This is a genomic window from Flavobacterium gelidilacus DSM 15343, assembly GCF_000422685.1.
Taxonomy (GTDB): Bacteria; Bacteroidota; Bacteroidia; order Flavobacteriales; family Flavobacteriaceae; genus Flavobacterium; species Flavobacterium gelidilacus.
Window position 1 is genome coordinate 224,638 of sequence record NZ_KE383903.1, and the last position, 26,648, is coordinate 251,285.

The window sequence follows — 26,648 nt, forward strand, 5'->3', positions numbered from 1 at the left end:
AAATTTTAATTGACTATTAGCTTACGTTTTACAACTAATTTATTTTGTGTTTCTATTTCTAGAAAATATATTCCAGTATTTAAAGATGATAAATCTATCGATTTAGTAATTTCATTTACTTTATTTAAACGGATTACTTGTTTTCCTAACATATCAACTACGCTTACATTAGCAATTACTTCGTTTGTATTGTCTAACGAAACCGTTACTTGGTTTTTAGCTGGATTTGGATACATCGTAACATTACCTTCAGTAAAAGTATTTACCGCTAAAGCAGCTACAAACTCAGTTGTAAATGTATTTGTAACAATCGCTGGATTAAAATCAAAATAAATATTAGCCGTATTTGGAATAATATCTCCAATTGCATAACCTGGTTTTGGTTTTACTTTAAAAGTAATATAACCTTTTCCAACTGTTGAATTGGCAACAGAAACTGGTAATTGTATATTGTCAAAATACCATTTTAAACCTGCACCAGTTCTTTCCAATGTATATGTATGACTTGCATCAATCATTCTAATAGAACTCTCATCTAATTTAGTATCAAGCATGTCTTCAACCCTTACATTTACTGCACTTGCTGTTCCAGTGTTTTCAAATCGAATGGTATAAGTTAAATAATCATTTGACGTAAATGAACTGTGTAATATATTATTTCCTCTTGATTCCATTTTATCATTTGGATCATACGAACCAATAATAATTTGTGAATTTGAATTTGAATTATTCAATGGAACAACATCTCCTGTTAAAGGTGTAATGCTTGCAGAATTAGTTAATAACTGACCTAATTGAACCGTTGGAATCGTTGGAACCTGCATAGTTACATCCATACTTCTAACTTCAAAAGGTAATAGATTACTGTAATTATAAGTAAATCCAGAAGCTGTTGGAATGGTTCCTGTCTGTGTATTATTAGTAATGACAACATTAGCGTCTTTAATATAAGTTACTGTTCCACTTGCCACTGTTTGACTACCTAAATTAGCATAAACCACCTTATTTTTATAAGTAAAACCTGGTCTTGGTTGTTGTAAAGGAACAATATAAGTGGCAACATCTGTGTAAGGTTGAGTAACTGTTACAGGGAAATTATAAGTTTGTAATCCTGACCCAGCAATTATTGTCAAATCCTGGTAACTTGGTGTTGTTACATTATAATAAGAAGCATATTCAGGCAAAATAGCATAAGATAAGTCATAGCTATTTGTAGCATTTTCATCATATATATTATACTCTCCAAATGGCGAAGTAACATTTATGTTATTTCCATTATTATTTAATTGATAAGTAAATGTCCCTAAAGGAAAATTAATTTCACCGGTGTCTTGAGTTCCATTTCCATTTAAATCTAAAAATGCATTCAAGTTTAAACCCGAACAATCTAAAGCAGCACTATTTCCTGCCGTTTGATTTATTTTAATAAAACCCGGTTGTGCACTAAAATTAGTCACCATAATCAAATAATATTGTCCAGCAATAGCATTTGGAATAGTTAATGTTTCTGTTGCGCTTGCAGAATAACTACAACCTACAATATTATTCATAGGCACATTACAAGCATTGCTTAATGAAGTAAAAGGGCCATAACAAATATAATCAACATCTAAATTTGAAGTTGAAAAATTTATATCCGAACTCTGTTGAATTAAGAATTGTAAATTTCCAGATGAACTCACAGGCAAATAAAACCATGTTGGATTTGGTTGAGAACCTAAACAACCATAATTGTTTCCTGGCTCCGCAGTTATTCCTTGAAAAGTATTTACAAAAGGTTGTCCTAGAGCATTACAAAGTGAATTAGCTGCCGAACACGTATACGCATTATTACAAAGAGCAAAAGCTTTAAGATTTATTTGAAAAATTGTCTCACAAGTAGAATTTGTATAGAAAGCTCTTGCAAAAACAAAAGTACTTACAGGCTGTAATCCTAAACTATAAACCGTTGGGTTTGTAATTGCATTTACATTATTTACGGCATTACTTTGAGATGTATAATAAGTAACAGAAGTAGGACTATTCATATATAGAGCAGCTTCTGTTAGATCAAAAATTACTTGCCCATTAGAATCATCATCACATTCGTTTAATGTTGCAATTGATGTATTAGTGTTTATTACTACAGTTTGTGGACTTATGTTAAAAATTCTTAATTGATAATTTGATGGATTAGCATTTTCTTCTACTCTAACATAAATAGCTTGATTAGAATTTACACAATAATTAGTTGGATTTGTTATTGCATTAGTATTTGATGCTGCACCAGAAGAAGTCAAGTGATATGAAACAGAATGAGCTGTTGGGTTTAGGTTTCCTAAAACCGGCAGTGTATTTTGTGTCAAATCAAAACAAGCAGAACCACTTATTAAACAAGAAGTAAGATCCGAAGGTTGACCTACTTGCAAACATTGTGTGGTTTGAAAAGTAAATGCAATCCAAGAACTTTGTTCTGTAGCAGAGCAAATAGATCTTATTTCATAGGTGATTGTGCTACCACATTGAAGTCCAGTTAAAACATATGGATTATTTGTAATTGTAGTTGGTGGTAGAAAACTAACTCCATTTATACTAGCTTGAATTTCCCATTCTGTTGCTGTACCCGATTCTGACCAGCCTAAAACAGCAGAATTATTGGTTATACTTGTTGCTATTAAATTTGTAGGTGTAGGACAGTTTGGATTATTACAAGATTGAGATACCAATGTTAATGTTGAAATTGAAGAACAACCAGTTTGTAAATTCTGAACTGAATAATAAAGCGTTTGTGGATTTGTATAGGCAGTAAACAGAGTGTTTGGTATTTGGTTTGATCCATTATTAGCATCAGCTTGTGTTAAATAATATGAAATCTGTTGACTATTTGGACTAGATTGGTTTGAGTTCCAAATTATTTGTGAGGCATTATTTAAATCGAAAGCAACATTCCCTGTTCCGTTATTATCACATTCAGTTAGAGTTAAGGGCGTTGCTATTGGTGGTGGACTTACCGTTAATTGATAAGCCAATATTTGAACTTGGTTGGTTGATGTATTTAAAACACTTGCAAATAATGTTTGTTGATTTTGAACATTATTAATATAAGTACTTGTAGTTATTGGATTTGTATTGTTAGCTGCATCAGCTTGTGTTTCATAATGCATAACAACTAAATTGGTTGCTCCTCCAGAAATTTCATTAGAAATCTCTTGCATGAAAAATTGTGCAAAACCATCATTATTATCATCACAGACATTATTGAACTGTGTTGGCTGATAAGGACCTTGAGCGAAAATTCCAGTAGATATAAATAGGAATAATAAAAGTAAAGTTTTCTTCATAAGATTATTTTTTGAATGATAAAGCTATAAAATTAATTTGCATTAAAATGATTCAAATGAGAATTTGCTTGTTTTGATTTAGAATTTGATTAAAATAGTTTTATAAATAGAGTGCAATATACTTATTTTTAAATATTTAAAACAAACTAATAGAAAGAAAGAAGAGAATGAAACTGTTTACAAAGTACTTTAAAACAAAAAAGCCATTCCAAGTTAATGGAAAAGCTTTTCATCGGTTTAACTACTAAACCAGGTCAACGTTACAAAGGCTGACCAAACAACACAACTAATCTTTGATGCTTATTTTGGGCAAAAAAGCGACTCATTTCTGAATCGCTCTTCCCAATTTAGCGGTCTGGACGGGACTCGAACCCGCGACCCCCTGCGTGACAGGCAGGTATTCTAACCAACTGAACTACCAGACCAGCGCTTAATTGCGGTTGCAAATATAGGACGCTTTTTCAATAATACAAACGTTTTAGTAAAAATATTTCAATTATTTTTCATGTTTTTATCCAAACTTTTGTTTTTCAACAAGATATGTGGTTAAAATTTTTTCAAATCCTTCATCAATTGAAACAGGAATGTACTGAATTTGGTATTGCATACATGTATTTGCAATTATCTTATTGTATTCAACTACCTTTTTTTCGTATTCTTCTTTGATATTTTCTGCAAAAAGGTTGATTTCTTCTCCAGTTTCAACGTCAATAAACTTTCTTGGCTTATTATCATAGTCAAAATCTACCTCAGTTTTCTTATCATATACATGAAATAAAACCACTTTATGCTTGTTGTGCTTCAAATGCTGTAAAGCTTTGAATATTTTTTCTTCGTCTTCTTTTTGAAACATATCCGAAAACAATATAATCATAGACCTACGATGAATATTCTCTGCGATCTGATGTAAGAATGTAACCGTATCAGTTTGCTTTTGCTCTGGCTTACTTACTAAAATTTCCTCCAGCTTGCTTAAAATCATTCTATGATGGCGATCACTACCTTTTTCGGACGCATAGTATTCGTAATTATCGGAATAAACACTAATTCCGACTGCGTCTCGTTGTTTTTTTAGCAAATTCATTAAGACAGCAGAAGCTAGAGCTGAAAAACCTATCTTGTTTTTGTAAAATAAGTCGTTTTCCGCCAACTTTGGGTAATGCATGGAAGAAGAGTTGTCCAAAATTAAATGACAGCGTAAATTCGTTTCTTCTTCGTAGCGCTTTGTATAAAGTCTGTCTGTTTTTGCAAAAAGCTTCCAATCGATATGTCTTGTACTTTCTCCTGGGTTATAAATTTTATGTTCGGCAAATTCGGCAGAAAACCCATGAAAAGGTGATTTGTGCATTCCAGAAATAAAGCCTTCTACAATTTGATTGGCTAATAGTTCTAAATGTTCAAAACTTGATATTTTTTGGATTTGTGATTCTATCTTCATGTCTCAAAGATAAATAAAGTTTTTTTGATATCGGATTTTCGGATTGTGGATTTTCGGACAGTTTATAAAAAGACAAATGATAGCTCTATTAGCCCTGATGGGAATGGCATCCTTTTATTGCGAAACGAATTATTGTTTTAAAGATTACTTCGTTCCTCGCAATAAAAGATAGAATGGACAGCAGGAATTACATAAGTAAATACAAGAGGACGATTTGCTTCTGATGGATTAAAACAAATTCATGAGATTCTGAAACAAGTTCAGAATAAAAAAAAAGGCTCAACTTTCGCTGAACCTTTGATTTTATTAAGACGAGATTACTTCGTCCCTAGTAATGACTATAGTAATGCATCAATTGCATCAGTGTACGTTTTCTTTGGAGCTACTCCAACTTGACGACCAACTACTTCTCCGTTTTGGAAAATTAATACCGTTGGAATGTTACGAACTCCGTATTTTGCAGCAAATTCTTGGTTTGCATCTACGTCAACTTTACCAACTACTGCTTTTCCTTCATATTCTGAAGAAACTTCGTCGATAACTGGTCCAACCATTCTACATGGTCCACACCAAGCTGCCCAAAAATCTACTACTACTGGTTTATCTGATTTTAAAACTACTTCGTCAAAAGTAGCATCTGTTATTGCTAATGCCATTTTTATTATTTTATGTGGTTATTAAGTTGTTTCAAATTGTATTACAAAGTTAGAAATAATTATACTAACTTTATATAATTAGTATAAATTTTACTTATAGTTTTATTTATAAATTCTTTAAAACTGCTAATAAAAGCTCTCCTTTTAGACGTGTTCCGTAATTTGGATTAATGTACATGAATTCAATTTCTTGCTTATCGTTTAAAACATAAACCGTTGGAACTGGTAAAAAACCTGGATTTTTGCCTTCTGAGTACTTGTCTAATTTTCCTTTTTCTTTTTTAAAGGCTATTCCGATGGCTTGAGAAAGTTTTCCTTCACTGTCTGAATATAAAGCGTAATTTAATTCGTCTTTAGATTCTGTTTCTTTAAGAAATTTTGGAGAATCTGGACTAATAGCTACAATTTGATACCCTAAATCTAAAATTTGTGATTCGATATCTTGCATATCTGCTAATTGTCTATTGCAATATGGACACCAACCACCACGATAAACAACCAAAACTGTTTTTTTGTTTAAAATTTTATCTGATTCAATTTTCTTGCCATCAATATTTGCTAATTCTATATTTGGAATTTTTTCTCCAATTAAAAGTGGGCTTACATCTTCAGCATTTTCTGCTATTTGTGCTTGTGTATTTAAGGCTAAGCTAAATAATGCTATTGCAATTAATTTTTTCATGATTGTTTTTTTTTAATTTATTACTGCAAAGATAGTACCGAAGTTTTTATTTGCTTGTTTGGTAGCTAACACTAGTTAAGTTTAAAATTGATTTGCATTTTCTCCAATTCAGCTAATAATTCATTTGAAATTTGAATTTTCAGCTTTCTACTTGGCATACTTAACTTTGTAACGACTATAATTTCTTCTTCAATAGTGGTTTCTACAACGGTTGCTATTTCTTCTTCGTCTGATGCTTCACTAAGTAACAACTCTTCTTCATTTTCATCCTCAGAAGGTTCAAAAGCTTGAATTTCTGAAACTACTTCTTTTTTAATTTTTTCTAGTTCCATGACTTCAATTGTGACTTGATTATCTCCTTGTGATCTGGAAAACAACTCAAATAAAGACTGAATCATTTTTTCTTGCAGTTCAACGATACTGAATTGTAATATTAATTTTTTAGCATAAGTAGTTAAAACATCTTGTAACATCTTAACTTCTAGAAACTGTAATCTTGGATCTCCTTTTTTTCCTTCTTGATTCGTCCAACCTTCTTTGACATTAAAACGTATAAAAGTAAAATTATTTTGAATTAAGAAATGTCTGAATTTTAAATATTCTTCTCCAAAAATTCTAAAATCAAAACTTTCGTCATATCCTTCTAATGAGAACATTCCCCAACCTTTTCCATTTTTTGCTACCCTATGTTCCACTTTAGTAATAATTCCCCCAACACTAATGTTTTTACCAACTTGCGTATTTAAATCACTAAGTTCTTGCAATTTTGTAGGGCAAAAATATTTCATTTCATATTTATAATCGTCAAGCGGATGACCTGAAATATAGATTCCGACCACTTCTTTTTCTTTGGCTAGTTTTTCCATTGTATTCCACTCTTCGCAAGGAGGAACAATTGGTTCTGCAATTTGTACTTCACTAGATTCTCCAAATAAACTTACTTGCGATGAATTTTCATTCTCTTGAAATTTGGCTCCATATTTAATAGCTTTTTCTAAAAATGTGATTCCGTCTCCTTCATCTAGAAAATATTGAGCTCTGTGTGTATCTTCGAAACAATCAAATCCACCAGCCAATGCTAAACTTTCGAAAGCTTTTTTATTAGCTGAACGTAAGTCTATTTTTTTAGCGACATCAAAAATAGATTTGTATGGTGCATCTTTTCTGTTTTGTACAATTGTGTCCACTGCATTTGCTCCAACACCTTTTACTGCTCCCATTCCAAAACGAACTGCATAATTTTCGTTTACCGTAAATTTGTAAAAAGACTCATTTACATCTGGACCAAGTACATCTAATCCCATTCGTTTACATTCTTCCATGAAAAACGAAACTTGCTTGATATCGTTCATGTTATTAGAAAGAACTGCAGCCATGTATTCTGCTGGATAATGTGCTTTTAAATAAGCTGTTTGGTAAGCAATCCAAGCATAACATGTTGAGTGCGATTTATTGAAGGCATAACTAGCAAATGCTTCCCAGTCTTTCCAAATTTTCTCTAGAATTGTTGCATCATGACCTTTTGCAGAAGCTTGTTCTACAAATTTTGGTTTCATTTTATCAAGAACTTCTTTTTGTTTCTTACCCATCGCTTTTCGCAAAACATCTGCTTCACCTTTAGTGAAATCGGCTAACGATTGTGATAAAAGCATCACTTGTTCTTGATAAACTGTAATTCCGTACGTTTCTCCTAAATATTCTTCACAAGCATCTAAATCATATTTAATTTCTTCTTCCCCATTTTTTCTTCTTACGAAAGAAGGAATATATTCCAAAGGTCCAGGACGATAAAGTGCATTCATCGCAATTAAATCTCCAAAAACGGTAGGCTTTAAATCCTTCATGTATTTTTGCATTCCAGGAGATTCGTATTGAAAAATACCAACAGTTTCTCCTCTTTGGAATAACTCATATGTTTTTTCATCATCGATTGGAAATTCATCTGGATTTAGTTGAATTCCTAAACGATATTTCACCAATTTTACGGTGTCCTTGATTAAAGTTAGTGTCTTTAATCCTAAAAAGTCCATTTTTAATAGTCCAGCACTTTCTGCAACCGAGTTATCAAATTGGGTTACATATAATTCTGAGTCTTTTGCTAAAGCAACCGGAACATAATTGGTAATATCAGAAGGTGTAATAATTACTCCACAAGCGTGAATACCTGTGTTCCTCATTGAACCCTCCAAAATTTTTGCCTGTTGAATAGTTTCTCCTGCTAAATCATCTTCGTTGGCAATACTGATTAATTCTTTTATTTTATCAAAATCATCTGAACGAACTGCTTTTCGAATGTCTTCTTCTTTTTCAGAAATAAATCGTGCTAAATTCCATTTTGAAGGCATTAAAGCTGGAATTAATTTAGCGATTCTATCTGCTTCAAACAATGGTAAATCTAGTACACGAGCTGTATCACGAATAGCTGATTTAGTTGCCATTTTACCATAGGTGATAATTTGCGCAACTTGTTTTTGACCATACTTTTTAATTACATAGTCCATTACACGACCACGACCTTCATCATCAAAATCAATATCAATATCGGGCATCGATACACGATCTGGATTTAAGAAACGCTCAAAAAGTAAGTCGTATTTAATTGGATCAATGTTCGTAATCCATAAACAATAAGCAACCACTGAACCTGCAGCAGAGCCACGACCTGGTCCAACTGAAACATCCATTTTTCTGGCTTCTGCAATAAAATCCTGTACAATCAAGAAATAACCTGGATAACCTGAGTTTGAAATGGTTAATAATTCAAAATCTAATCGTTCTTGAATTGCTGGAGTAATTTCTCCGTATCGTTTTTTTGCTCCTTCAAAGGTTAAATGTTTTAAATAAGTATTTTCACCTCTAACTCCACCATCAGTTGCATCTTCTGGATTTACAAATTCACTTGGAATTTCATATTTTGGAAGTAATACATCTCTATAAAGAGAATAAATTTCGACTTTATCTACAATTTCTTGAATGTTTATTATTGCTTCAGGTAAGTCAGAAAAAAGCTTTTTCATTTCTTCTTCCGACTTGAAATAGTATTCTTGATTTGGCAATCCGTATCTATAACCACGACCACGTCCAATTGGTGTGGCTTGTTTTTCACCGTCTTTTACACACAACAAAATATCATGTGCATTGGCATCTTCTTTATTTAAATAATAGGTATTGTTGGTTGCAATTAATTTGACTTTATGTTTTTCAGCAAACTCAATTAAGGTTTTGTTGACACGATTTTCATCTTCTTGATTGTGTCGCATAATTTCTAAATAGAAATCATCTTGAAATTGTTCTTTCCACCAAATTAGGGCTTCTTCGGCTTGATTTTCACCAATATTTAGAATTTTACTTGGAATTTCACCATATAAATTCCCGGACAAAACCATTATATCTTCTTTGTATTGCTCTACAACTTTTTTATCTATTCTTGGCACGTAATAAAATCCATCAGTATATGCAATTGATGACATTTTAGCAAGATTATGATACCCTTTTTTGTTTTTTGCTAATAAAACTACTTGATACCCATTGTCTTTTTTTGTTTTATCTAAATGATCTTCACAAATGTTAAATTCACAACCAACAATTGGTTTTATTTCTGATTCTGATGACTCTTCACCCGCTTCAATTGCAGCTTGAACTTTAGCTTTTATGGCTTTATTATGGTTCATCACAGCACTCACAAAATGGAATGCTCCCATCATATTTCCAGTATCTGTCATGGCAACAGCTGGCATACTATTTTTTGCAGCAGCACTAACTAAGGCATTAACTGCGATAGTTGATTGTAAAATCGAAAACTGTGAGTGATTATGTAAATGTGCAAACTTAGCTCCTTTTAAATCACTCTTATCTGATTCAGAAATTGTTGTTTGCGTATTTTCTTGTTCAATTTTTTGAAGTCTTTTTCTAATATCATTAGACGCTTCTTTTAAATTGATGTGTTTTAATCCAATTAATTGAATTTCACCAACATTTTTTTCTTTGAACCTGTGAAAATATTCTGGACTTACATCTAATTCTTCTTTTGTAAAAACTTGACGTTTAATTAATTCTAAAAAACATCTTGTTGTTGCTTCCACATCGGCAGTTGCATTATGCGCTTCTGCAAATGGTTGGTTAAATAAATATTGATGCAGCTCAGTTAGTGTTGGCAATTTGAACCTTCCACCACGACCACCTGGTAATTTTAACAAACTAGCTGTAACTTCTGTACAAGTATCTAAAACTGGCATTTTTGCCATGTCTGAACCAACATTCATTCTATGAAATTCACAACCCATAATATTTACATCAAAACCTAAATTTTGACCCACAATATATTTGGTTTTAGAAAGTGCAATATTGAATTTCTCTAATACTTCAATTAATGGAATTCCTTGTTGTTCTGCTAACTCTGTTGAAATACCATGAATACGTTCTGCATCATAAGGAATGTTATATCCGTCAGGTTTTACTAAATAATCTTCATGTTCGATTAAATTTCCCATTTCGTCATGTAACTGCCAAGCAATTTGAACACATCTTGGCCAATTGTCAGTATCCGTAATTGGAGCCGACCAACTTCTTGGTAATCCGGTAGTTTCGGTATCGAAAATTAAATACATCTGATAAAAGATTTTTTGAATTGAGTTGATAGATTTTAGAATTAAATCTACTTTTCAAAAATACTATTTCAGAATTTAGAAATCAATTTTAGTTATTAACAATAAAAAAAAACCACACAAGGATGCATGGTTTTTTTGTAATTTTAAAAGTAAATTATTTTACAGGAACACCATAAATAACACCATTAGTATATCCTGCTTCAATTCCATCTGCATTAACAGCTCTAAATTTAAAAGTTCCAGATAACTTTCCGGTTACAGCTGGACTTTCAGTTATTTTTAACTCGCCACTTCCAACATCAACACCAGTTTCATATGAATCTGTAACTCCATCAATTGTTACATCATAGGTAGCTACGTTAGCCGTATTTAGACCAAAAGTTCTTGTTCCTACATTAGCAGAAGAAACTTCAAAAGTTACTATTTCAAACTGAGAATATGCTTCAACAGTCATTGAACCATCTGCATTTAAGATAACTCTAGCATCATTTGCTCTCCAGTTTTCTCCATTTTTAATCCCTTGAAAAGAAGGATCGTTAAAAGACACATCATCTGTACATGAAACAAATGAAATTAATATCGCTAAAACTAAAATTATTTTCTTCATTTTGCTATTTTTTAGTAGGTATTGAAACATATTAACGACAAATGTAAAATTTTGTATTAAAAAAACGAACAAAAAGTAATAATTTTTAAAATATAAATTTAGTTCTCTAAAAGTTTTATATATTTGCACCCTTAATTAACAGAGGTCGAGAACCTCAAAATTTAATCACAAGATTATGTCTGTAAAAATTAGATTACAAAGACACGGTAAAAAAGGGAAACCTTTTTACTGGATCGTAGCAGCTGATGCTAGATCAAAAAGAGATGGTAAATTCTTAGAGAAAATCGGAACTTACAATCCAACTGCAAACCCTGCAATCATTGATTTGAATGTAGATGCAGCTGTTCAATGGTTACACAATGGTGCACAACCAACTGACACTGCTAAAGCAATTTTATCTTACAAAGGAGCTTTATTGAAACACCATTTAGATGGAGGAGTTCGTAAAGGTGCTTTAACTCAAGAGCAAGCAGATGCAAAATTTACTGCTTGGTTAGACGAGAAAGACGGAACTGTAAGTGCTAAAAAAGACGGATTATCAAAAGCGAAAGAAGATGCAAAAGCGAAAGCTTTTAAATTAGAACAAGAAGCTAATGAGAAACGTGCTAAAGCTGCTGCTGAAGCTGCTCAACCAGCAGAAGAAGTAGTTGAAGTAGCAACTGAAGAAGTTGAAGCTACAACTGAGGAAACTCCAGCTGCAGAAGAAAACAACGAAGAAACACAAGCTTAATTTACTGCGATAATGCAAAAAGAACAATGTTTCTATCTTGGCAAAATCGCTAAAAAATTCAGTTTTAAAGGTGAAGTTTTAATCTATTTAGATACAGACGAACCTTATTTGTATGAAAATTTGGAATCAGTTTTTGTGGAATTACACAAAAACTTGGTTCCATTTTTTATTTTAAAATCTGGCATTCATAAAAACAACTTCTTACGCGTTCGTTTTGAAGATGTAGAATCTGAAGAAGATGCTGATGCAATTATGAATTGTGAAGTATATTTACCTATGTCATTTTTACCTAAATTAGAAGGTGATAAATTTTATTATCACGAAATTACTGATTTTCTAGTTGAAGACGTTCGTTTAGGGAAAATTGGAAACATCAAAAGAGTAAACGATAGTAATCACCAACCTTTATTAGAAATAATGAATGGTGAAGTAGAAATTTTAGTTCCTCTAATTGATGACTTTATTCTTGAAGTTGATAGAAAGAATAAGATTTTTAAAATGGATATTCCTGAAGGACTTGTTGAGATGTATCTTTAAAAAAGTGCTCAGTGCCCAGTTATTAGCGTTCAGTAAATTTTTATTAAATCAACAATCATTTTGTTTCAATTCAAACAATTTAACGTAGAACAAGACAAATGTGCCATGAAAGTGGGAACAGATAGTGTTTTGCTTGGTGCTTGGTGTCCGATTGATAATAATCCTAATTCTGTTTTAGACATTGGTGCTGGAACTGGTATTTTATCTTTGATGCTAGCTCAACGAACTAACGCTGAACAAATTGACTCAGTAGAAATAGATGAAGACGCATATGAACAATGTGTATCAAATTATGAAAATTCTCCTTGGAGCGATAGATTATTTTGTTTTCATGCTGAATTAGATGAAATAGTAGAAGATCCAGAAGATGAATATGATATTATTATCTCCAATCCTCCTTTTTATGCTGAAGATTTTAAAACGGATAATACTCAAAGAGATTTAGCGCGTTTTCAAGACGCGATGCCTTTTGAAGATTTGGTTGAAGCTGCTGATTTATTGTTGTCTGAAAACGGAATTTTTGCAGTTGTTATTCCTTTTAAAGAAGAAGAACGCTTTCTGAATTTATGTGCTGAAGTTGAACTTTATCCTGTAAAAGCAACTCACGTTAGAGGTTCTCACAAAACACCAATAGTTAGAAGTTTATTAGCTTTTAAACGTTATGAATTATCCGTTTTAGTGGCTGATGAATTGGTTGTTGAAATCAATCGTCATGAATATACGAATGATTATATTAATTTGACTAAGGATTTTTATTTGAAGATGTAGCCTTTTATTAGTGAAAACTTTAGCAATAAAAACATATATCGCTTATGAAATTGAATCCACAAATTACATTTTATCCTTTTTTTAAATAAATCTCATTTATAAAAACAGAAAAGAGAGATTCTAAAATAGAAACTCTCTCGTCTTGAGGTTAAGTAAAAGGACAGATAAAAATCTTATTAAATTTTATTTATTATTTATATCAGAATTATTTATACAAGCATCAATTAAATATGAGCAATTATCATAATTAAAAGATTCACTTTTTACAACGTTTAGTGATGTAAGCTCAGCTTTTGGTTTGCCTTGGCTTTTTTCAAAGTTATCATATCCAGTAGCGCTAATTAATTTCATATATTGATCATAATCAGAACTTTGCAAAAAAGCAAGATTTGATTCTTCTAACTTATTTAATCCTTTAGATTCTCTATAATCATTTATTATCTTTGTGGTCAACAAATCACTATATCCATTTGGCTGAATAGATTCAAAAATTCCTTTTTCTAAACTAGAGCAAGAATTTGTTCCTAAAAATATTGACAATAAAAATGCTAATACTAATAATTTGGTGTAAAGTTTTTTCATGATAAATAGATTTAAGGGTTAATCTTTATCAAACGTATTAATAATATCGTTTAAATGCAAATATAATCGATTAAAAGCACATTTTATTTTTTTGAAATTAGAAATTAATGGCTTAATGATCAAAAAATCACTACAAAAAAAGATTTTCACACCCTCTTATTATCTGATTATAAACTGAATAAAAACTTCTTCTTTTTAAGGTTACTTTAGATTTAAAAAATAAAAATAAATAAACACAAAATACTTATTATCAATTACTTATTAAAAAATAATAATTTCAATACTATTTATTTCACTAAGAAACAACTCATAAAGTTATGTTTTTTTTAAAGGTCCTTTTTTTAATAAAAGACTATAAATGTTGTTTTATAACATTCAATCTTAAATTTGTTAAATTTTTTTTATGTGAATTTTAAAAGGCCTAATAACTGATCGTTACGATAAAAAACTTGTAAAAACACATTTTAAAAAGAAAATCGAATCAGTTATTAAAATCAATCTTCATTAATATATTGATGCTTCTATTAATTTGACGAAGGATTTTTATTTGAAGATGTAGTTTCACTTTGTCTACTAAAAATATCTCTAAATTGATATAATAATCTTTCAATCAAACGCAAATCTTCAGTGACAATATCTGCTGTTCCTGACATTTCTTGCTGAAAAATTATTTTTTTATCATACGATGTTTCAATTCCGTTCGGTAATGAGATATCAATTAATAAATTTCCTTCTTTATCTGGTGTTAGTGAAATGGATTTTACTTTTCCTTTAATAATTCCGAATTCTCTATCAGGAAAATTAGCTAATCTGATATTTACATCTTGATTTACTTTTATTTTTCCAGAGTTTTGAGCTGGAGCTTTTACTTTTCCAATGTAATTTTTATTGTCAGTTGGAACAATTGTAAATACCTGTTCTCCAGAATTTATCGTTTGGTTTTCAACCCAAATTTGCATAAATGAAACTTTTCCTTTTATAGAAGAACGTAACACATAAGCCAACTCCCAATCATTTATTGCTTTTTTTAATTGATTAAAGGATTGCAAAACATTGCGAAGTAAATTTATATTATCTTTTGTTTCGTTAACTCGTGTGTTTCCAGAATTTCTATTTAAATCATTTATAGAGGAATGCATTTGAGACAACTGTGAACTTATATTCTTAACGTTCTTTTCTGATTGAAGATAATCTAAGTTTTTACTTTCCCATTCTTGTGAAGCAATTATTCCTTTATCATGTAAAGTTCTATATCGTTCTAATTCTTGTTTTTTTAATTGTAATTCGTTTTGACTGATTTGATACTGCTGCTGTTGAAGATTAAGTCTTTCTTTTAATTGATTTGTTTCTAAACCTTGTGCGTTTTTTTCAATAGAATAGGGTTTTAAATCTCTATTCAAATCATAAGCAACATAATCTTTTTCAAAAATGGTAAATGCGTTTTGTATTTCACCTAATTGTAAAACATTCAACTTTTCAAACGGAAAATTAAATTGAGTTTTATTAATTGAAATTGTGTCAACACAAGCTATTAATTGAAATACATCTTTATAGTTTGCTGTGTTTTCAATTATTGCTAAAGGAGTTTTTGGCTCAACTTCTACTCTATCTTCCACTAAAATTTTAGCAATCTTTCCTGTTGTTCTTGCTACTAATTTTTCAGGTGGATTTTGTGTAGTAATGACAACTTGAGTTGTTAAAATATCTGGATATTTCATGAAATAAGCAAACATCATCATAAGTAAAAGTAAAAGTACTATGATAATATTTCCCCATCGAATCATCCAATGTGGTACACGAGTCAATATTTCTTGAACTTCTTCGCTTCTTAATTCTATGTCTTGATATTTTGGCATATTTTAACTTCCTAACTGCAATTGATTCTTAACTAATTTGAAATAACTTCCTTTTAAGGCAACTAATTCTTCGTGAGTTCCTAGCTCAATAATTTTTCCTTTTTCTAAAACTACAATTTGGTCTGCATTCATTACTGTACTTAATCGATGTGCAATTACTACAACCGTTTTGTTTTTGAAAAAGATGTCTAATTTTTCCATAATTTCTTTTTCATTATTGGCATCTAAAGCACTTGTAGCTTCATCAAAAAACAACATTTCTGGGTTTTTATAAACAGCTCTTGCAATTAATAAACGTTGCTTTTGTCCTGTGCTCATTCCAACTCCTTCTGAACCGATTTTTGTATTGTATCGCAATGGATAATCTTCAATAAATTCTTTGATATTTGCTACATCAGCAGCATATTGTAATCGTTCTTTATCAATTATATCTTCGCCAATGCCAATGTTATTTGCAATAGTATCATTGAAAATAAAACCTTCTTGCATAACTGAACCAATATGATTTCTCCATGCTTTTTGAGTAATATTGTTTAATGACGTTTTGTTAATATTAATTTCACCTTTTATTGGTTCGTAAAATTTCAATAAAAGTTTCATTAAAGTTGTTTTTCCACTTCCACTTGTTCCAACTATTGCTGTTATTTTATTGGCTGGAATAGTTAAATTTAAATCATCTAATACATGAATATCTGAACCAACATAGCGAAAAGATAAATCTTTAATAGTTATATCAGCATCTTTAGGAATTTCTTTTGTTTTGTCAGCATCGTTTTGAGTTTCATCTTCTTTTTCATGAATTTCAGATAAACGTGCTAATGATATTTTGGCATCTTGTAATTCTCTAATAAATCCTATTAATTGTACAATTGGTCCATTTAGATTTCCAACGATACTTGTAATTGCCATCATCATACCTAAAGTAATTTGTCCGTCAATTACTAATTTGGCTGATAGGAATATGATAATGATATTTTTTAATTCATTGATAAAATTACTTCCAATGCTTTGTGTTTGTTCTAAAACCAAGCTTTTCATAGAAACTTTAAATAATCTTGCTTGAATATATTCCCAACCCCAACGTTTTTGTTTTTCTGCGTTGTGTAATTTTATTTCTTGCATTCCGTTAATCAGTTCAATAACCTTACTTTGTTCTTGACTGACTTCTGAAAATCGTTTGTAATCTAATTTTTCTCTTCTTTTTAGGAATAATGTTACCCAAAGAAAGTATAAAAAACTTCCAATAAAGAACACTACAAATATTGATATATTATAATAAGCTAAAACTGCTCCCATAATTATCATGTTGATAAAAGAGAATAAAACACTTAATGATGAAGTAGTTAAAATTCGTTCAATTCTATGATGATCATTGATTCTTTGCATGATATCACCAGTCATTCGAACATCAAAATATGAAATAGGTAAATTCATTAATTTGATGAAAAAATCGGAAATTAATGAGATATTTATTCGTGTAGAAAGATGTAAAATTATCCAACTTCTTATTAATTCTAATGCTGTTTTTCCAAAAAATAAAAATAATTGAGCAATTAAAACCAAATATACAAAGTGAATATTTTGATTTTGAATACCAACATCAACAACACTTTGCGTTAAAAACGGAAATATTAATTGCAATAAACTTCCGGCAAAAAGACCGATGATTAATTGAACAATGAATGATTTGTATCTTAAAACGTATTTGGAAAGCATTCCGAAACCGAAAACTTTCTTGTCTTTATCTTCGTCTTCTTTTTCGTAGAAATTTGGAGTTGGTTCTAATAAAAGTACAATTCCTTCTTTTGTAGTTTCATCCGCATTATTTCCTATCCAAAATTTGATAAATTCTTTTTGAGTGTATTCTAATAATCCAATTGCTGGATCAGAAATATAATAGGTTCCTTTTTTAATTTTATATAAAACTACATAATGATTATTATTCCAATGCAAAATACAAGGCAAAGGTGTTTCTTGTAAATCATTTGCACATAACTTAACCCCTAAAGTTCTAAAACCTATACTTTCTGCGGCATCACTTAATGTCAATAAATTACTTCCTTCACGAGTAGTTTCTGCTAACTCTCGCAAGGTTTGAATATTTAAGACTCTACCAAAATGTTTAGCTACAATTTTTAAACAGGTTGGGCCGCAGTCTTTAGATTCTGATTGGGTGTAATTTGGGAATTTTTTCAATTATTTTTTTTTAGTTCTAATTCAAAATAATATGTACTATTATGAGTCCAAGACCAATTATCAATCTCCCAAAAATATTCATCATCATTCAGAAAAGGTTTTCTAAGATTAAATTGTTTAAATTTACTCTTTTTACTGTTTTTAGTAGATTTAAAAGCAGGTGCAGACTTATAATTTAGTTTTTTATAAAACTCATCATTATATGAACCTATAACAATGAATATTCCATTGCGATGAATATCAATTTTTTCATAATTATCAATAGTAAAAGTTGCATACTTTTCATTTTTTTTTAATTGAATTTTAATGTTTTCTGTAAATGTTTTTTTATCAGGCATACCACTTAATGTGTCAACTGAATATAAATTTAACCAGAAAGGTGAATATTTAACATCACTGTAAGTAATCTTTTTTTCAATATTATCAAGAGATATCACATTATATGCTGTTGGGAATAATTTAATTTTTGATATTACATATCCATCATTTTTTTTATCATAAGGAATAAAAATAGCTTTCGCTTCATTTTGGTGTAAAGGACTACCTGTTCCAATATTACTAAATGAGAATAGTTTATTTAAATTAAATTGTGGAGATACTTTTTTTGTTTTTGTTTTTGTTTTTGTTTTTAGTGTAATATGCTTTCTTTTAGATAAAAAAACAGTGTCCTTTATCTCTAGAATTTTTAATTTCAAATTCTCAAATCCAATATAACTCAATTCTAATTCTTTTATCAAAGAGTCTTTAATTACTACTCTTCCAATTGAGTCTGATTTAGTTTCTGTATTATTTAAAAAATTTACATTTACATTAGGTATTAAAGTTTTTAAATCTTTATTTTTAATATAAAATATTTTATTTTGTGTATATGAGTTAAAACTCAATAAACAATAAAAGATAATTAATGGTTTCAATTGATTTTATTTTAAAATTACTGTAGTATAACCTAAACCAATATTAAAAAAAGGATATTCTTTGTCTTTATCATATAACATTGGTTTTGCTATTCTGTACCATTTTTGGTCAATTGTAAAAACATGTCTAAAATATGTTAAATTACCTTTTGGGGATTCAACTATAGGAAAATCTGGTAAAATTAATTTTAAAAATTTTTTTTCTTCGCCATCTATAATATTTAAGTCATACGGAGTATCGATTATAAGATTATCAGATTCATCAACTTTACCATAAATTGTCATCAATGTGAATAAGCCCTCTGTTGGAATTTTAATTTCTTCATCTAAACTTAATTTAAATTTATCAGTAATATTTTCAGAATTAATAATTGCATATTGCTCAAAATCATATAATCTTTTGTCTGGAAAATCACCACTTTTAGAAAAAAATTCTACTTTAATAAATGTTTTAAAATTTTGTTTTTTTAATGGCCCCGAACCTGTTAATTGATCAAAATCTTTTTTTATAATAGGAAATGTTAACGTTTTTAAAAAAGAATTAGGTATTTCATTAGGTATAAAAAAAGCATACTGTTGTCCCATAGCAGACCAATACATATTATAAACATTATTATGAATTAATGGCTTTACATTAATTCCTTTTGACTCTTGTCTTTTATATACCACAACAACTTCTTTTAGAAGAGTAGTATCTTTCTCAAGATAGACAAGATCTTTAATATTTGATAATTTAATAATTTTACTAAAATATCCAACATGACCAACTTTTATGCTGTCAATAATTTTTTTATCAATAATTAACTTTCCATTTTCATCTGCAAATAAGCCATTTCCATCAAAAAAACTAACACTAGAATAAGGTAATGATTGTTTTTCTATAGAATCTTGTATTGTAATTGTTATTTTCTGCGAAAAAATATTTGTAAAAAATAACATAAAGAAGCAAAAGTATAATATATTTAATCTCATCTTTTTAATTTAAATATGTGGTTGCAATTAACAACCACATATATGTTTTTAACAAATCTTATTGGCTGGACATGGTCCGTAAGCATTTGATTCAGCTAAATCTTGAGGTGAACCCCAATCCATACCTATAAAAGTTCTTTGATATTGGTATTTACATTCCCAAACAGTTGTATCACCAGCTTGCATAGTGTTACCAGTACAAGTTGCATTTGTTAAGTGACCTAATCCACCACCTACATTTTTCATCTGTTTTTTTGAAAGAACTTCTACTCCTTCTAAACCTAAAATTGAATTTTTCATAATTTAAAAAATTAAAGATAATAAAAATACCCAATCATTTAACGTCTATTGAGCTCTTGACGATCGTTGCAACAATATTTTTAATTTTACTCTTCAAAAAAGTAAAACAATTCGTTTATTTCATATACATTAGATAAATAGCTTCCATTAAATATTTTTATAGGAGCATAATTTAATTCATTAGTAGCACACCATTGAAATTGATTTTCTATTTGGTTGTTTTCTATTATGAAGTTTTCTGTATTTTTCCATTTTGATAACCAAATTTCTAATTTCATATTTTCAATATGCCAATCATACAATGCTTTTTTACAATCTTTGTTTGTGTTGTATAAGTTTAAAATTGTTTTGGCTACATTTAAATAGGGATTTTCAAGATTATTAATATTTAAGTTAAAACAAATTTCTAATTTTAAATCTTCGCTATACTTTTCAACTAATTCAATAGCATGTTTATACGCTCTATGACAATGTGGACAACTTGGGCTTAAAAAAAGTGTGATTGTGTTTTTAACATTTTTATTTCCTATTACTATTTTTTCTAATGATTTAAACTGTTCTTTATTTTCAACCTTTTTTGCTACTTTATAAAAAACATCTTCGCTTCTTTTGAATCGTAATAAATTATTTAGTTTTTGTATGTTTTCTTTTGAATTTTTGATTATTTTTTTTAGAAAAAACCAAGCAATTGATAGCATTACAGTAATTGAAATTAATGTAATTATGTCGTTTAAATTATACGTATATTTTTTTATTTTTAGAATAAATAGACATCCAATAAACACAACTAATAAACTTGTTATTAAACAAAGTAAACACCATTTTTTTAATACTACTTTTTGCAAATAAACAGAATATAGTATAAAAGGTATTGATGCTAAACTAACTAAACCAAAATAATAAAAGACATTTAGTCCTAAAAATTGACTTAAAAATGCAACACTAAAAAATACAATAGGTAAGTCTACAAACTCAATGTATTTTGAAAACGAATAACCTTTTGAACTGATAATAGACTTACAAGAGAAGTTTTTGTTAGCTGAACAAAATTTAGATTCATTACTTGTACTGTCTTTAAAATAGGTTTTTAGTATTTCAACACTTACAAACAAACCAATACTTGAAAGAACTATAAATACTGATTCTATTAAATTAGATTTATTATTATAGATTGTAATTAATGAGAATATAGTAAGTAAAACAGGGAATACAAAACTAGAGTTTTCAATAACTTTATTATTTAAACTCTTTTCATTCTCTTCAATAATTAAAATTACTTCTGCCCAATACTTTTCTAATTCTGCAATTGTTCCTTTTATAATATTTCCTAAATCATTTTCTGCAACAAAACCTTCTTTAGTTTTTGAAATTAAATAACTTTCTTGTGATTCAACATTTAGTTCAGCAATAAAATTATTTGGTAACTGGTCTATATGTTTAAAAGGCACTTTTGCAGCAATATTTTCAATATTAAATTATGTTAAAGTGTCTGTAACTGCTAATAAACTAGGATAGTTTGGGTGTGAAATATAATTATTTTCAAAATCATCTATTAGAGAGTGAAAATTTGCAGTAGTTAAATATCTATTTAATATCAATTTCATATTTGTATTAATTAATACAAATATGAATATTAAAAATTTCTAAACATTACGGTTTTAAATCAAAACTGTTACGGTTTTTTTATTTAAGAAAATCTTAACATTTCTCTCATCTTAATCATTTGGCCATCCTTAACATTTTTTCCTACTAAATAAAATTTGATTTTAGCTTTTCTTTTTTCAATAGCACTTAATGATAAATTAATATGGTTAGGCAGTTCTTTAGTTTTTATACCTTTTTCAAGTAATGATAAAATTTCAAAATCAATTCCATCTAACTTTATATTATCATTGTTAAACTCGATAATAGACTTGTTAATAGTTTCACTTAAAAACATTTCACCATTCAAGATATTATTAAATACTCTTGAAAAAATATCATTATCAATATCACCTTTATTAATAATCGCTTGTGGACTTAATACCTTTAAAACTTTATTTAACATAAATCCATCATTGTGTTGAGTAATAATAATGATTTTACACATTGGAAATCTTACTTTAATAATATTACCTAAATCTAAACCTGATAAAATTTTCTTGATTTCATAGGATGGTAAATTCAAATCTAAAATAGCAACATCAATTGTTTGTTTTCTATTGAAAATTTCTTCCGTTTTATTATAGGCTATTTCACAATTAGTTGCCTTATGAAAATTAATGAAATAGTTTTTTAAGTTAGTAGAAATTATAGATGCATATGCTTCTATTATCATTGGATGGTCATCAACGATTAGTAAATTAAGAGTTTTATTCATTTTAATTAAATCTGTGCTTTAGAAATTAATTTTAGATAGCTGTCTAATTTTACGCTAATGTATTTAAAATCTTACATAATTAATAAAAAATTTGAAAAAATCTATAAACAACATTATAAATCAGTTAAAAGGAATAATTAAATTTTACAAATTATAACATTCGTTCCTTAAATTGTTAAATTTCTTTCCGTAAATTTGCGAACGATTTCGTTGTTTAGACAATTGATTTTCGGATAACAGATTTTCAGACAATTAACAATATAATAGATATGAAACCAGATTTATTTCAAGCACCAGATTACTATAATTTAGACGATTTATTAACCGAAGAACACAAATTAGTTCGTGATTCTGCTCGTGCATGGGTGAAGAAAGAAGTTTCTCCTATCATTGAAGATTACGCACAACGTGCCGAATTTCCAAAACAAATCATAAAAGGTTTGGGTGAAATTGGTGGTTTTGGCCCTTATATTCCAGAAGAATATGGTGGAGCAGGTTTAGACCAAATTTCGTATGGTTTAATCATGCAAGAAATTGAAAGAGGTGATTCTGGTGTGCGTTCAACTTCATCTGTTCAATCCTCATTGGTTATGTATCCAATTTGGAAATATGGAAACGAAGAACAAAGACAAAAATATTTGCCAAAATTAGCAACTGGTGAATTCATGGGTTGTTTCGGATTAACGGAACCTGATCATGGCTCAAATCCTGGTGGAATGACTACTAATTTTAAAGATATGGGTGATCATTATCTTTTAAATGGTGCCAAAATGTGGATATCAAATGCTCCTTTTGCTGATATTGCAGTTGTTTGGGCAAAAAATGAAGAAGGAAGAATTCACGGTTTAATTGTTGAACGTGGCATGGAAGGATTTTCAACTCCTGAAACACATAATAAATGGTCGCTTCGTGCCTCTGCAACTGGTGAATTAATTTTTGACAACGTAAAAGTGCCAAAAGAAAACTTATTACCAAACAAATCTGGTTTAGGTGCTCCTCTTGGTTGTTTAGATTCGGCTCGTTATGGAATTGCTTGGGGTGCTATTGGTGCTGCCATGGATTGTTATGACACAGCTTTGCGTTATGCAAAAGAAAGAATCCAATTCGACAAACCAATTGCTGGAACACAATTGCAACAAAAGAAATTAGCTGAAATGATTACAGAAATCACGAAAGCTCAATTATTAACTTGGAGATTAGGAGTTCTTAAAAATGAAGGAAGAGCCACAACAGCTCAAATTTCGATGGCAAAAAGAAATAATGTGGATATGGCCATCAACATTGCTCGTGAAGCTCGACAAATTTTAGGTGGAATGGGAATTACAGGTGAATATTCAATTATGCGTCATAGTATGAATTTAGAATCTGTTATTACTTATGAAGGAACTCACGATATTCATTTATTGATTACTGGAATGGATATTACTGGAATTCCGGCTTTTAAATAAAGAAAGAAATTCCAATTAGAAAATTCCAAATTCCAAAAGTGGAAAGGTTGAATTAAACAATAAATAAATTTTATACAAAATGCTTCTCATTCTCGGGAAGCATTTTTACTTTTGTAAAGCAATTAAAACCGTTTGGATTGGTTTTTGCGTATATAATATTATTAAAGAAAAACATTATGAATACAACTACTATAAATAAAGTCATCAATCCTTACAAAGAGCAATTGTTAAATCATTCTTTGTATAATAATGTGAAATCTATTGAAGATTTACATCATTTTTTAGAAAATCATGTGTATGCTGTTTGGGATTTTATGTCTTTGTTAAAAGCGCTTCAAAATACATTGACTTGCACAACTACACCTTGGATGCCTGTTGGAAATCCTGAAATTCGTTATTTAATTAATGAAATTGTTGTGGCTGAAGAAACGGACTTATCATTAGATGGAAAACGCCAAAGTCATTATGAAATGTATTTGGATGCAATGGAGCAATGCGGTGCCAAAACTTCAGACATAAAATCATTTTTAGAGGAAGTTGAAAGCACCAAAAACATATTTGTTTCCATCAAACAAAGTAATTTACATCCTAATATAAAAGCTTTTTTAGATTTTACTTTTAGAGTTATCGAACAAGGAAAACCTCATGAAATTGCTGCAGCTTTTACTTTTGGAAGAGAAGATTTGATTCCGAATATGTTTACTGAAATTTTAAAGAATTTTCAAAATAATTTTCCTGAAACGGATTTGTCTAAATTGATTTATTATTTTGAAAGACATATTGAATTAGATGCTGACGAACATGGACCAATGGCTATGCAAATGATTGATGAATTATGTGGAACAGACGAGAAAAAATGGAAAGAAGTTGAAGTTGTTTCGATTGATGCCTTAGAAAAAAGAATTGGTCTTTGGAATGCTATTGAAGAGCAAATAATTGAAAAAGAGGTTTTAGTTTAAAAAACATCAGTAATTTCAAATTAATTCCTAATTTAGGGTTTTCTAATTGGAATTTACATTTTATGTCATCACAAGATAGATTAACAAAAGCTTATAAAGAAGCCAAAAGAATAGGTTTTGATAACACTTCAAAATTTATTTTGTTTAGTGATTGTCATCGTGGTGATAGCAGTTTTGCAGATGATTTTGCCAATAATCGAAATATTTATTTTCACGCTTTACAACATTATTTCAAAGAAGGCTACACTTACATTGAATTAGGTGATGGTGATGAATTGTGGGAAAACATGTTTTTCAAAGATATTTTTGAAGCCAACAAAAATGTGTATTTGTTAATGCAAAAATTCTTTAATCAAAATCGTTTGCATTTGATTTTTGGTAATCACGATTTCGTTTATAAAAATCCAAACGTTGTAAAACGATTACTAACTGAATATTTTGACCCTAAAGAAGGTAAAAAAATTCCGTTATTTCCAAATATTAAATTTGAAGAAGCTATCGTTTTAACTCATAAAGAAACGAATCAAGAATTGTTTTTAACTCATGGTCATCAAGCTGATTTTATGAATTATGTAGGTTGGAAATTCAATCGTTTTTTAGTTCGAATTTTATGGAAACCTCTTCAAGTTTGGGGAATTAATGATCCAACAAGTCCAGCCAAAAATTATGTTGAGTTAGTAAAAGTTGAAAGAAGAATCAAAAAATGGATTGCCAATAACGGAAATAAAATTACAATTACAGGTCATACTCATCGACCACGATTTCCTAGTCCAAGCGAAAATGCTTTGCATTATTTTAATGATGGTAGTTGCGTTCATCCAAGAAGCATAACAGGAATCGAAATTGCTGCTGGAAAGATTTCCTTAATAAAATGGTTTATTGATACTAAAGAAGATGGTACACTTCAAATTGTAAAAGAAATTTTAGAAGGACCTGCTCGTTTGGAGGATTATAAGTAGATATTAGATTTTCGGATATTGGATATTCAGATTATTGCTCTGGTGCAATTTCTAATTCTAAACCATCTAATTCTTCTGTGAGATGAATTTGACAACCTAGTCTACTATTGTCTTTAACATGATAAGCTTCAGAAAGCATTGCTTCTTCGTCATCGTTGCGTTCTGTTTTTAAAACATCGTTTAAAACATAACATTGACACGAGGCACACATTGCCATTCCACCACAAACCCCTACAGTTCCTTCTTCTGCTAATTCATAAGAACGAATTAATTCCATGACATTCATGTTCATGTCTGTTGGTGCAAGAACTTCGTGTTTAACTCCGTTTCTGTCTGTGATTTTTATAGTAATATCAGTCATTAGTTTCTTTATTCTTCTTGTTTAATTGTTCAATATCTGCTAAATCTTTATATCTACCTGTTGCAGTTTTGTTTTTAATTAAATCTTCTAAATCAATATAGGGAACTTTAAATTTTTCTAAATCTAACCATTTACAATTTTTAAAGCTACTTTCAAATTCTAAACCAATAACTTTAGTTAATACTTCAATTTTTCTGGGTTCAACACCAATACTCCAAACATCAAATTTATCGTTTTCAAAATCTTCTAAAGAAAATATTGGTGCTCCAAAATCATTATATACAAGCTTTAATTTGTTGTAATTATCAAAACTTTGGTTTATCCATAAATCTAAATCTCCAGTACTTCTTCACTATCCATGTAAAATAACAGCGTAACCACCTACTAAAAGAAACTC

General features: G+C 29.5%; 22 protein-coding genes and 1 tRNA gene. 6 read left to right on the plus strand and 17 right to left on the minus strand.

Annotated features, from left to right (window positions below; all coding sequences use genetic code 11):
• Positions 1-5: 5 nt before the first annotated feature.
• From G507_RS0110745 to G507_RS16875, 7 genes are all read right to left on the minus strand, one after another.
• Positions 6-3,320, minus strand: a complete 3,315-nt coding sequence (locus G507_RS0110745; protein WP_026717475.1) for a DUF7619 domain-containing protein — start codon at positions 3,318-3,320, stop codon at positions 6-8.
• A 351-nt stretch (positions 3,321-3,671) separates the two neighbouring features.
• Positions 3,672-3,745: transfer RNA gene (locus tag G507_RS0110750), tRNA-Asp, on the minus strand.
• 86 nt (positions 3,746-3,831) lie between these two features.
• Positions 3,832-4,758 (minus strand): DUF58 domain-containing protein, encoded by a 927-nt coding sequence (locus G507_RS0110755; protein WP_026717476.1) that lies wholly within the window; start codon positions 4,756-4,758, stop codon positions 3,832-3,834.
• 338 nt (positions 4,759-5,096) lie between these two features.
• Entirely contained in the window at positions 5,097-5,414 is a 318-nt protein-coding gene (gene trxA, locus G507_RS0110760) for a thioredoxin (protein ID WP_026717477.1), read from the minus strand.
• A 106-nt stretch (positions 5,415-5,520) separates the two neighbouring features.
• Positions 5,521-6,096 (minus strand): peroxiredoxin family protein, encoded by a 576-nt coding sequence (locus G507_RS0110765; RefSeq protein WP_026717478.1) that lies wholly within the window; start codon positions 6,094-6,096, stop codon positions 5,521-5,523.
• Between the two features lie 71 nt (positions 6,097-6,167).
• Entirely contained in the window at positions 6,168-10,703 is a 4,536-nt protein-coding gene (dnaE, locus tag G507_RS0110770; protein ID WP_026717479.1) for a DNA polymerase III subunit alpha, read from the minus strand.
• A gap of 154 nt (positions 10,704-10,857) precedes the next feature.
• On the minus strand, positions 10,858-11,310 hold the full coding sequence (locus G507_RS16875; RefSeq protein ID WP_157496583.1) for a DUF6252 domain-containing protein: 453 nt from the start codon (positions 11,308-11,310) through the stop codon (positions 10,858-10,860).
• Positions 11,311-11,485: 175 nt separating this feature from the next.
• Between G507_RS16875 and G507_RS0110780 the strand changes: the two genes are divergently transcribed.
• From G507_RS0110780 to G507_RS0110790, 3 genes are read left to right on the plus strand one after another with little or no spacing between them, the layout of a single operon-like run.
• On the plus strand, positions 11,486-12,040 hold the full coding sequence (locus tag G507_RS0110780; protein ID WP_026717480.1) for a 30S ribosomal protein S16: 555 nt from the start codon (positions 11,486-11,488) through the stop codon (positions 12,038-12,040).
• A gap of 12 nt (positions 12,041-12,052) precedes the next feature.
• Positions 12,053-12,577: a ribosome maturation factor RimM gene (gene rimM / locus G507_RS0110785; protein ID WP_026717481.1), complete on the plus strand. Its 525-nt coding sequence runs from the start codon at positions 12,053-12,055 to the stop codon at positions 12,575-12,577.
• A 60-nt stretch (positions 12,578-12,637) separates the two neighbouring features.
• Positions 12,638-13,345: a tRNA1(Val) (adenine(37)-N6)-methyltransferase gene (locus G507_RS0110790; RefSeq protein WP_026717482.1), complete on the plus strand. Its 708-nt coding sequence runs from the start codon at positions 12,638-12,640 to the stop codon at positions 13,343-13,345.
• A gap of 183 nt (positions 13,346-13,528) precedes the next feature.
• On the opposite strand, the gene G507_RS0110795 is transcribed toward G507_RS0110790, so the two are convergent.
• The 9 genes from G507_RS0110795 to G507_RS16885 form a co-directional block, all read right to left on the minus strand.
• Positions 13,529-13,927, minus strand: a complete 399-nt coding sequence (locus G507_RS0110795) for a hypothetical protein (protein ID WP_026717483.1) — start codon at positions 13,925-13,927, stop codon at positions 13,529-13,531.
• A gap of 524 nt (positions 13,928-14,451) precedes the next feature.
• Positions 14,452-15,783, minus strand: a complete 1,332-nt coding sequence (locus tag G507_RS16880; protein ID WP_051191639.1) for an HlyD family secretion protein — start codon at positions 15,781-15,783, stop codon at positions 14,452-14,454.
• A gap of 3 nt (positions 15,784-15,786) precedes the next feature.
• Positions 15,787-17,979 (minus strand): peptidase domain-containing ABC transporter, encoded by a 2,193-nt coding sequence (locus G507_RS0110805; protein WP_026717484.1) that lies wholly within the window; start codon positions 17,977-17,979, stop codon positions 15,787-15,789.
• Positions 17,976-18,893, minus strand: a complete 918-nt coding sequence (locus tag G507_RS0110810) for a hypothetical protein (protein WP_157496585.1) — start codon at positions 18,891-18,893, stop codon at positions 17,976-17,978. Before G507_RS0110810 ends, G507_RS0110805 begins: the two co-directional genes overlap by 4 nt.
• Positions 18,894-18,899: 6 nt before the next feature.
• A complete protein-coding gene (locus tag G507_RS0110815; RefSeq protein ID WP_157496587.1) occupies positions 18,900-19,865 on the minus strand; it encodes a hypothetical protein in 966 nt (321 codons plus the stop codon).
• 48 nt (positions 19,866-19,913) lie between these two features.
• Complete coding sequence (locus G507_RS0110820) at positions 19,914-20,165, minus strand: hypothetical protein (protein WP_026717487.1); 252 nt, start codon at positions 20,163-20,165, stop codon at positions 19,914-19,916.
• 86 nt (positions 20,166-20,251) lie between these two features.
• Positions 20,252-21,613, minus strand: coding sequence for a vitamin K epoxide reductase family protein (locus G507_RS0110825; protein ID WP_026717488.1), 1,362 nt, complete (start codon positions 21,611-21,613; stop codon positions 20,252-20,254).
• A 27-nt stretch (positions 21,614-21,640) separates the two neighbouring features.
• On the minus strand, positions 21,641-21,769 hold the full coding sequence (locus G507_RS17940) for a hypothetical protein (RefSeq protein WP_281169392.1): 129 nt from the start codon (positions 21,767-21,769) through the stop codon (positions 21,641-21,643).
• 83 nt (positions 21,770-21,852) lie between these two features.
• Positions 21,853-22,524 carry a response regulator gene (locus G507_RS16885; RefSeq protein WP_084518966.1) on the minus strand — a complete coding sequence of 224 codons (672 nt, stop codon included), beginning with the start codon at positions 22,522-22,524 and terminating at the stop codon, positions 21,853-21,855.
• A gap of 269 nt (positions 22,525-22,793) precedes the next feature.
• On the opposite strand from G507_RS16885, the gene G507_RS0110840 reads away from it, so the two are divergent.
• The 3 genes from G507_RS0110840 to G507_RS0110850 all read left to right on the plus strand — a co-directional run bounded on the left by G507_RS0110840 (position 22,794) and on the right by G507_RS0110850 (position 25,890).
• A complete protein-coding gene (locus tag G507_RS0110840) occupies positions 22,794-23,972 on the plus strand; it encodes an acyl-CoA dehydrogenase family protein (protein ID WP_026717489.1) in 1,179 nt (392 codons plus the stop codon).
• 176 nt (positions 23,973-24,148) lie between these two features.
• Complete coding sequence (locus tag G507_RS0110845; RefSeq protein WP_026717490.1) at positions 24,149-24,931, plus strand: DUF3050 domain-containing protein; 783 nt, start codon at positions 24,149-24,151, stop codon at positions 24,929-24,931.
• A 62-nt stretch (positions 24,932-24,993) separates the two neighbouring features.
• Entirely contained in the window at positions 24,994-25,890 is an 897-nt protein-coding gene (locus G507_RS0110850) for a metallophosphoesterase (protein WP_026717491.1), read from the plus strand.
• 31 nt (positions 25,891-25,921) lie between these two features.
• Here the strand turns inward: G507_RS0110850 and G507_RS0110855 are convergent, their stop codons facing one another.
• The gene (locus G507_RS0110855) at positions 25,922-26,251 is read right to left on the minus strand and encodes a 2Fe-2S iron-sulfur cluster-binding family protein (protein WP_026717492.1); all 330 of its coding nucleotides are present in this window, start codon (positions 26,249-26,251) and stop codon (positions 25,922-25,924) included.
• Positions 26,252-26,648 lie beyond the last annotated feature (397 nt).

Coding starts and splice junctions, on each gene's coding strand:
- G507_RS17940 (WP_281169392.1), bottom strand. CDS start 21,769: ATGAAATTGATATTAAATAGATATTTAACTACTGCAAATTTTCACTCT.
- G507_RS16875 (WP_157496583.1), bottom strand. CDS start 11,310: ATGAAGAAAATAATTTTAGTTTTAGCGATATTAATTTCATTTGTTTCA.
- G507_RS16885 (WP_084518966.1), bottom strand. CDS start 22,524: ATGAATAAAACTCTTAATTTACTAATCGTTGATGACCATCCAATGATA.
- dnaE (WP_026717479.1), bottom strand. CDS start 10,703: ATGTATTTAATTTTCGATACCGAAACTACCGGATTACCAAGAAGTTGG.
- G507_RS0110755 (WP_026717476.1), bottom strand. CDS start 4,758: ATGAAGATAGAATCACAAATCCAAAAAATATCAAGTTTTGAACATTTA.
- G507_RS0110815 (WP_157496587.1), bottom strand. CDS start 19,865: ATGAGATTAAATATATTATACTTTTGCTTCTTTATGTTATTTTTTACA.
- rimM (WP_026717481.1), top strand. CDS start 12,053: ATGCAAAAAGAACAATGTTTCTATCTTGGCAAAATCGCTAAAAAATTC.
- G507_RS0110855 (WP_026717492.1), bottom strand. CDS start 26,251: ATGACTGATATTACTATAAAAATCACAGACAGAAACGGAGTTAAACAC.
- G507_RS0110795 (WP_026717483.1), bottom strand. CDS start 13,927: ATGAAAAAACTTTACACCAAATTATTAGTATTAGCATTTTTATTGTCA.
- G507_RS0110780 (WP_026717480.1), top strand. CDS start 11,486: ATGTCTGTAAAAATTAGATTACAAAGACACGGTAAAAAAGGGAAACCT.
- G507_RS0110840 (WP_026717489.1), top strand. CDS start 22,794: ATGAAACCAGATTTATTTCAAGCACCAGATTACTATAATTTAGACGAT.
- G507_RS0110845 (WP_026717490.1), top strand. CDS start 24,149: ATGAATACAACTACTATAAATAAAGTCATCAATCCTTACAAAGAGCAA.
- G507_RS0110745 (WP_026717475.1), bottom strand. CDS start 3,320: ATGAAGAAAACTTTACTTTTATTATTCCTATTTATATCTACTGGAATT.
- G507_RS0110820 (WP_026717487.1), bottom strand. CDS start 20,165: ATGAAAAATTCAATTTTAGGTTTAGAAGGAGTAGAAGTTCTTTCAAAA.
- G507_RS0110850 (WP_026717491.1), top strand. CDS start 24,994: ATGTCATCACAAGATAGATTAACAAAAGCTTATAAAGAAGCCAAAAGA.
- G507_RS16880 (WP_051191639.1), bottom strand. CDS start 15,783: ATGCCAAAATATCAAGACATAGAATTAAGAAGCGAAGAAGTTCAAGAA.
- trxA (WP_026717477.1), bottom strand. CDS start 5,414: ATGGCATTAGCAATAACAGATGCTACTTTTGACGAAGTAGTTTTAAAA.
- G507_RS0110765 (WP_026717478.1), bottom strand. CDS start 6,096: ATGAAAAAATTAATTGCAATAGCATTATTTAGCTTAGCCTTAAATACA.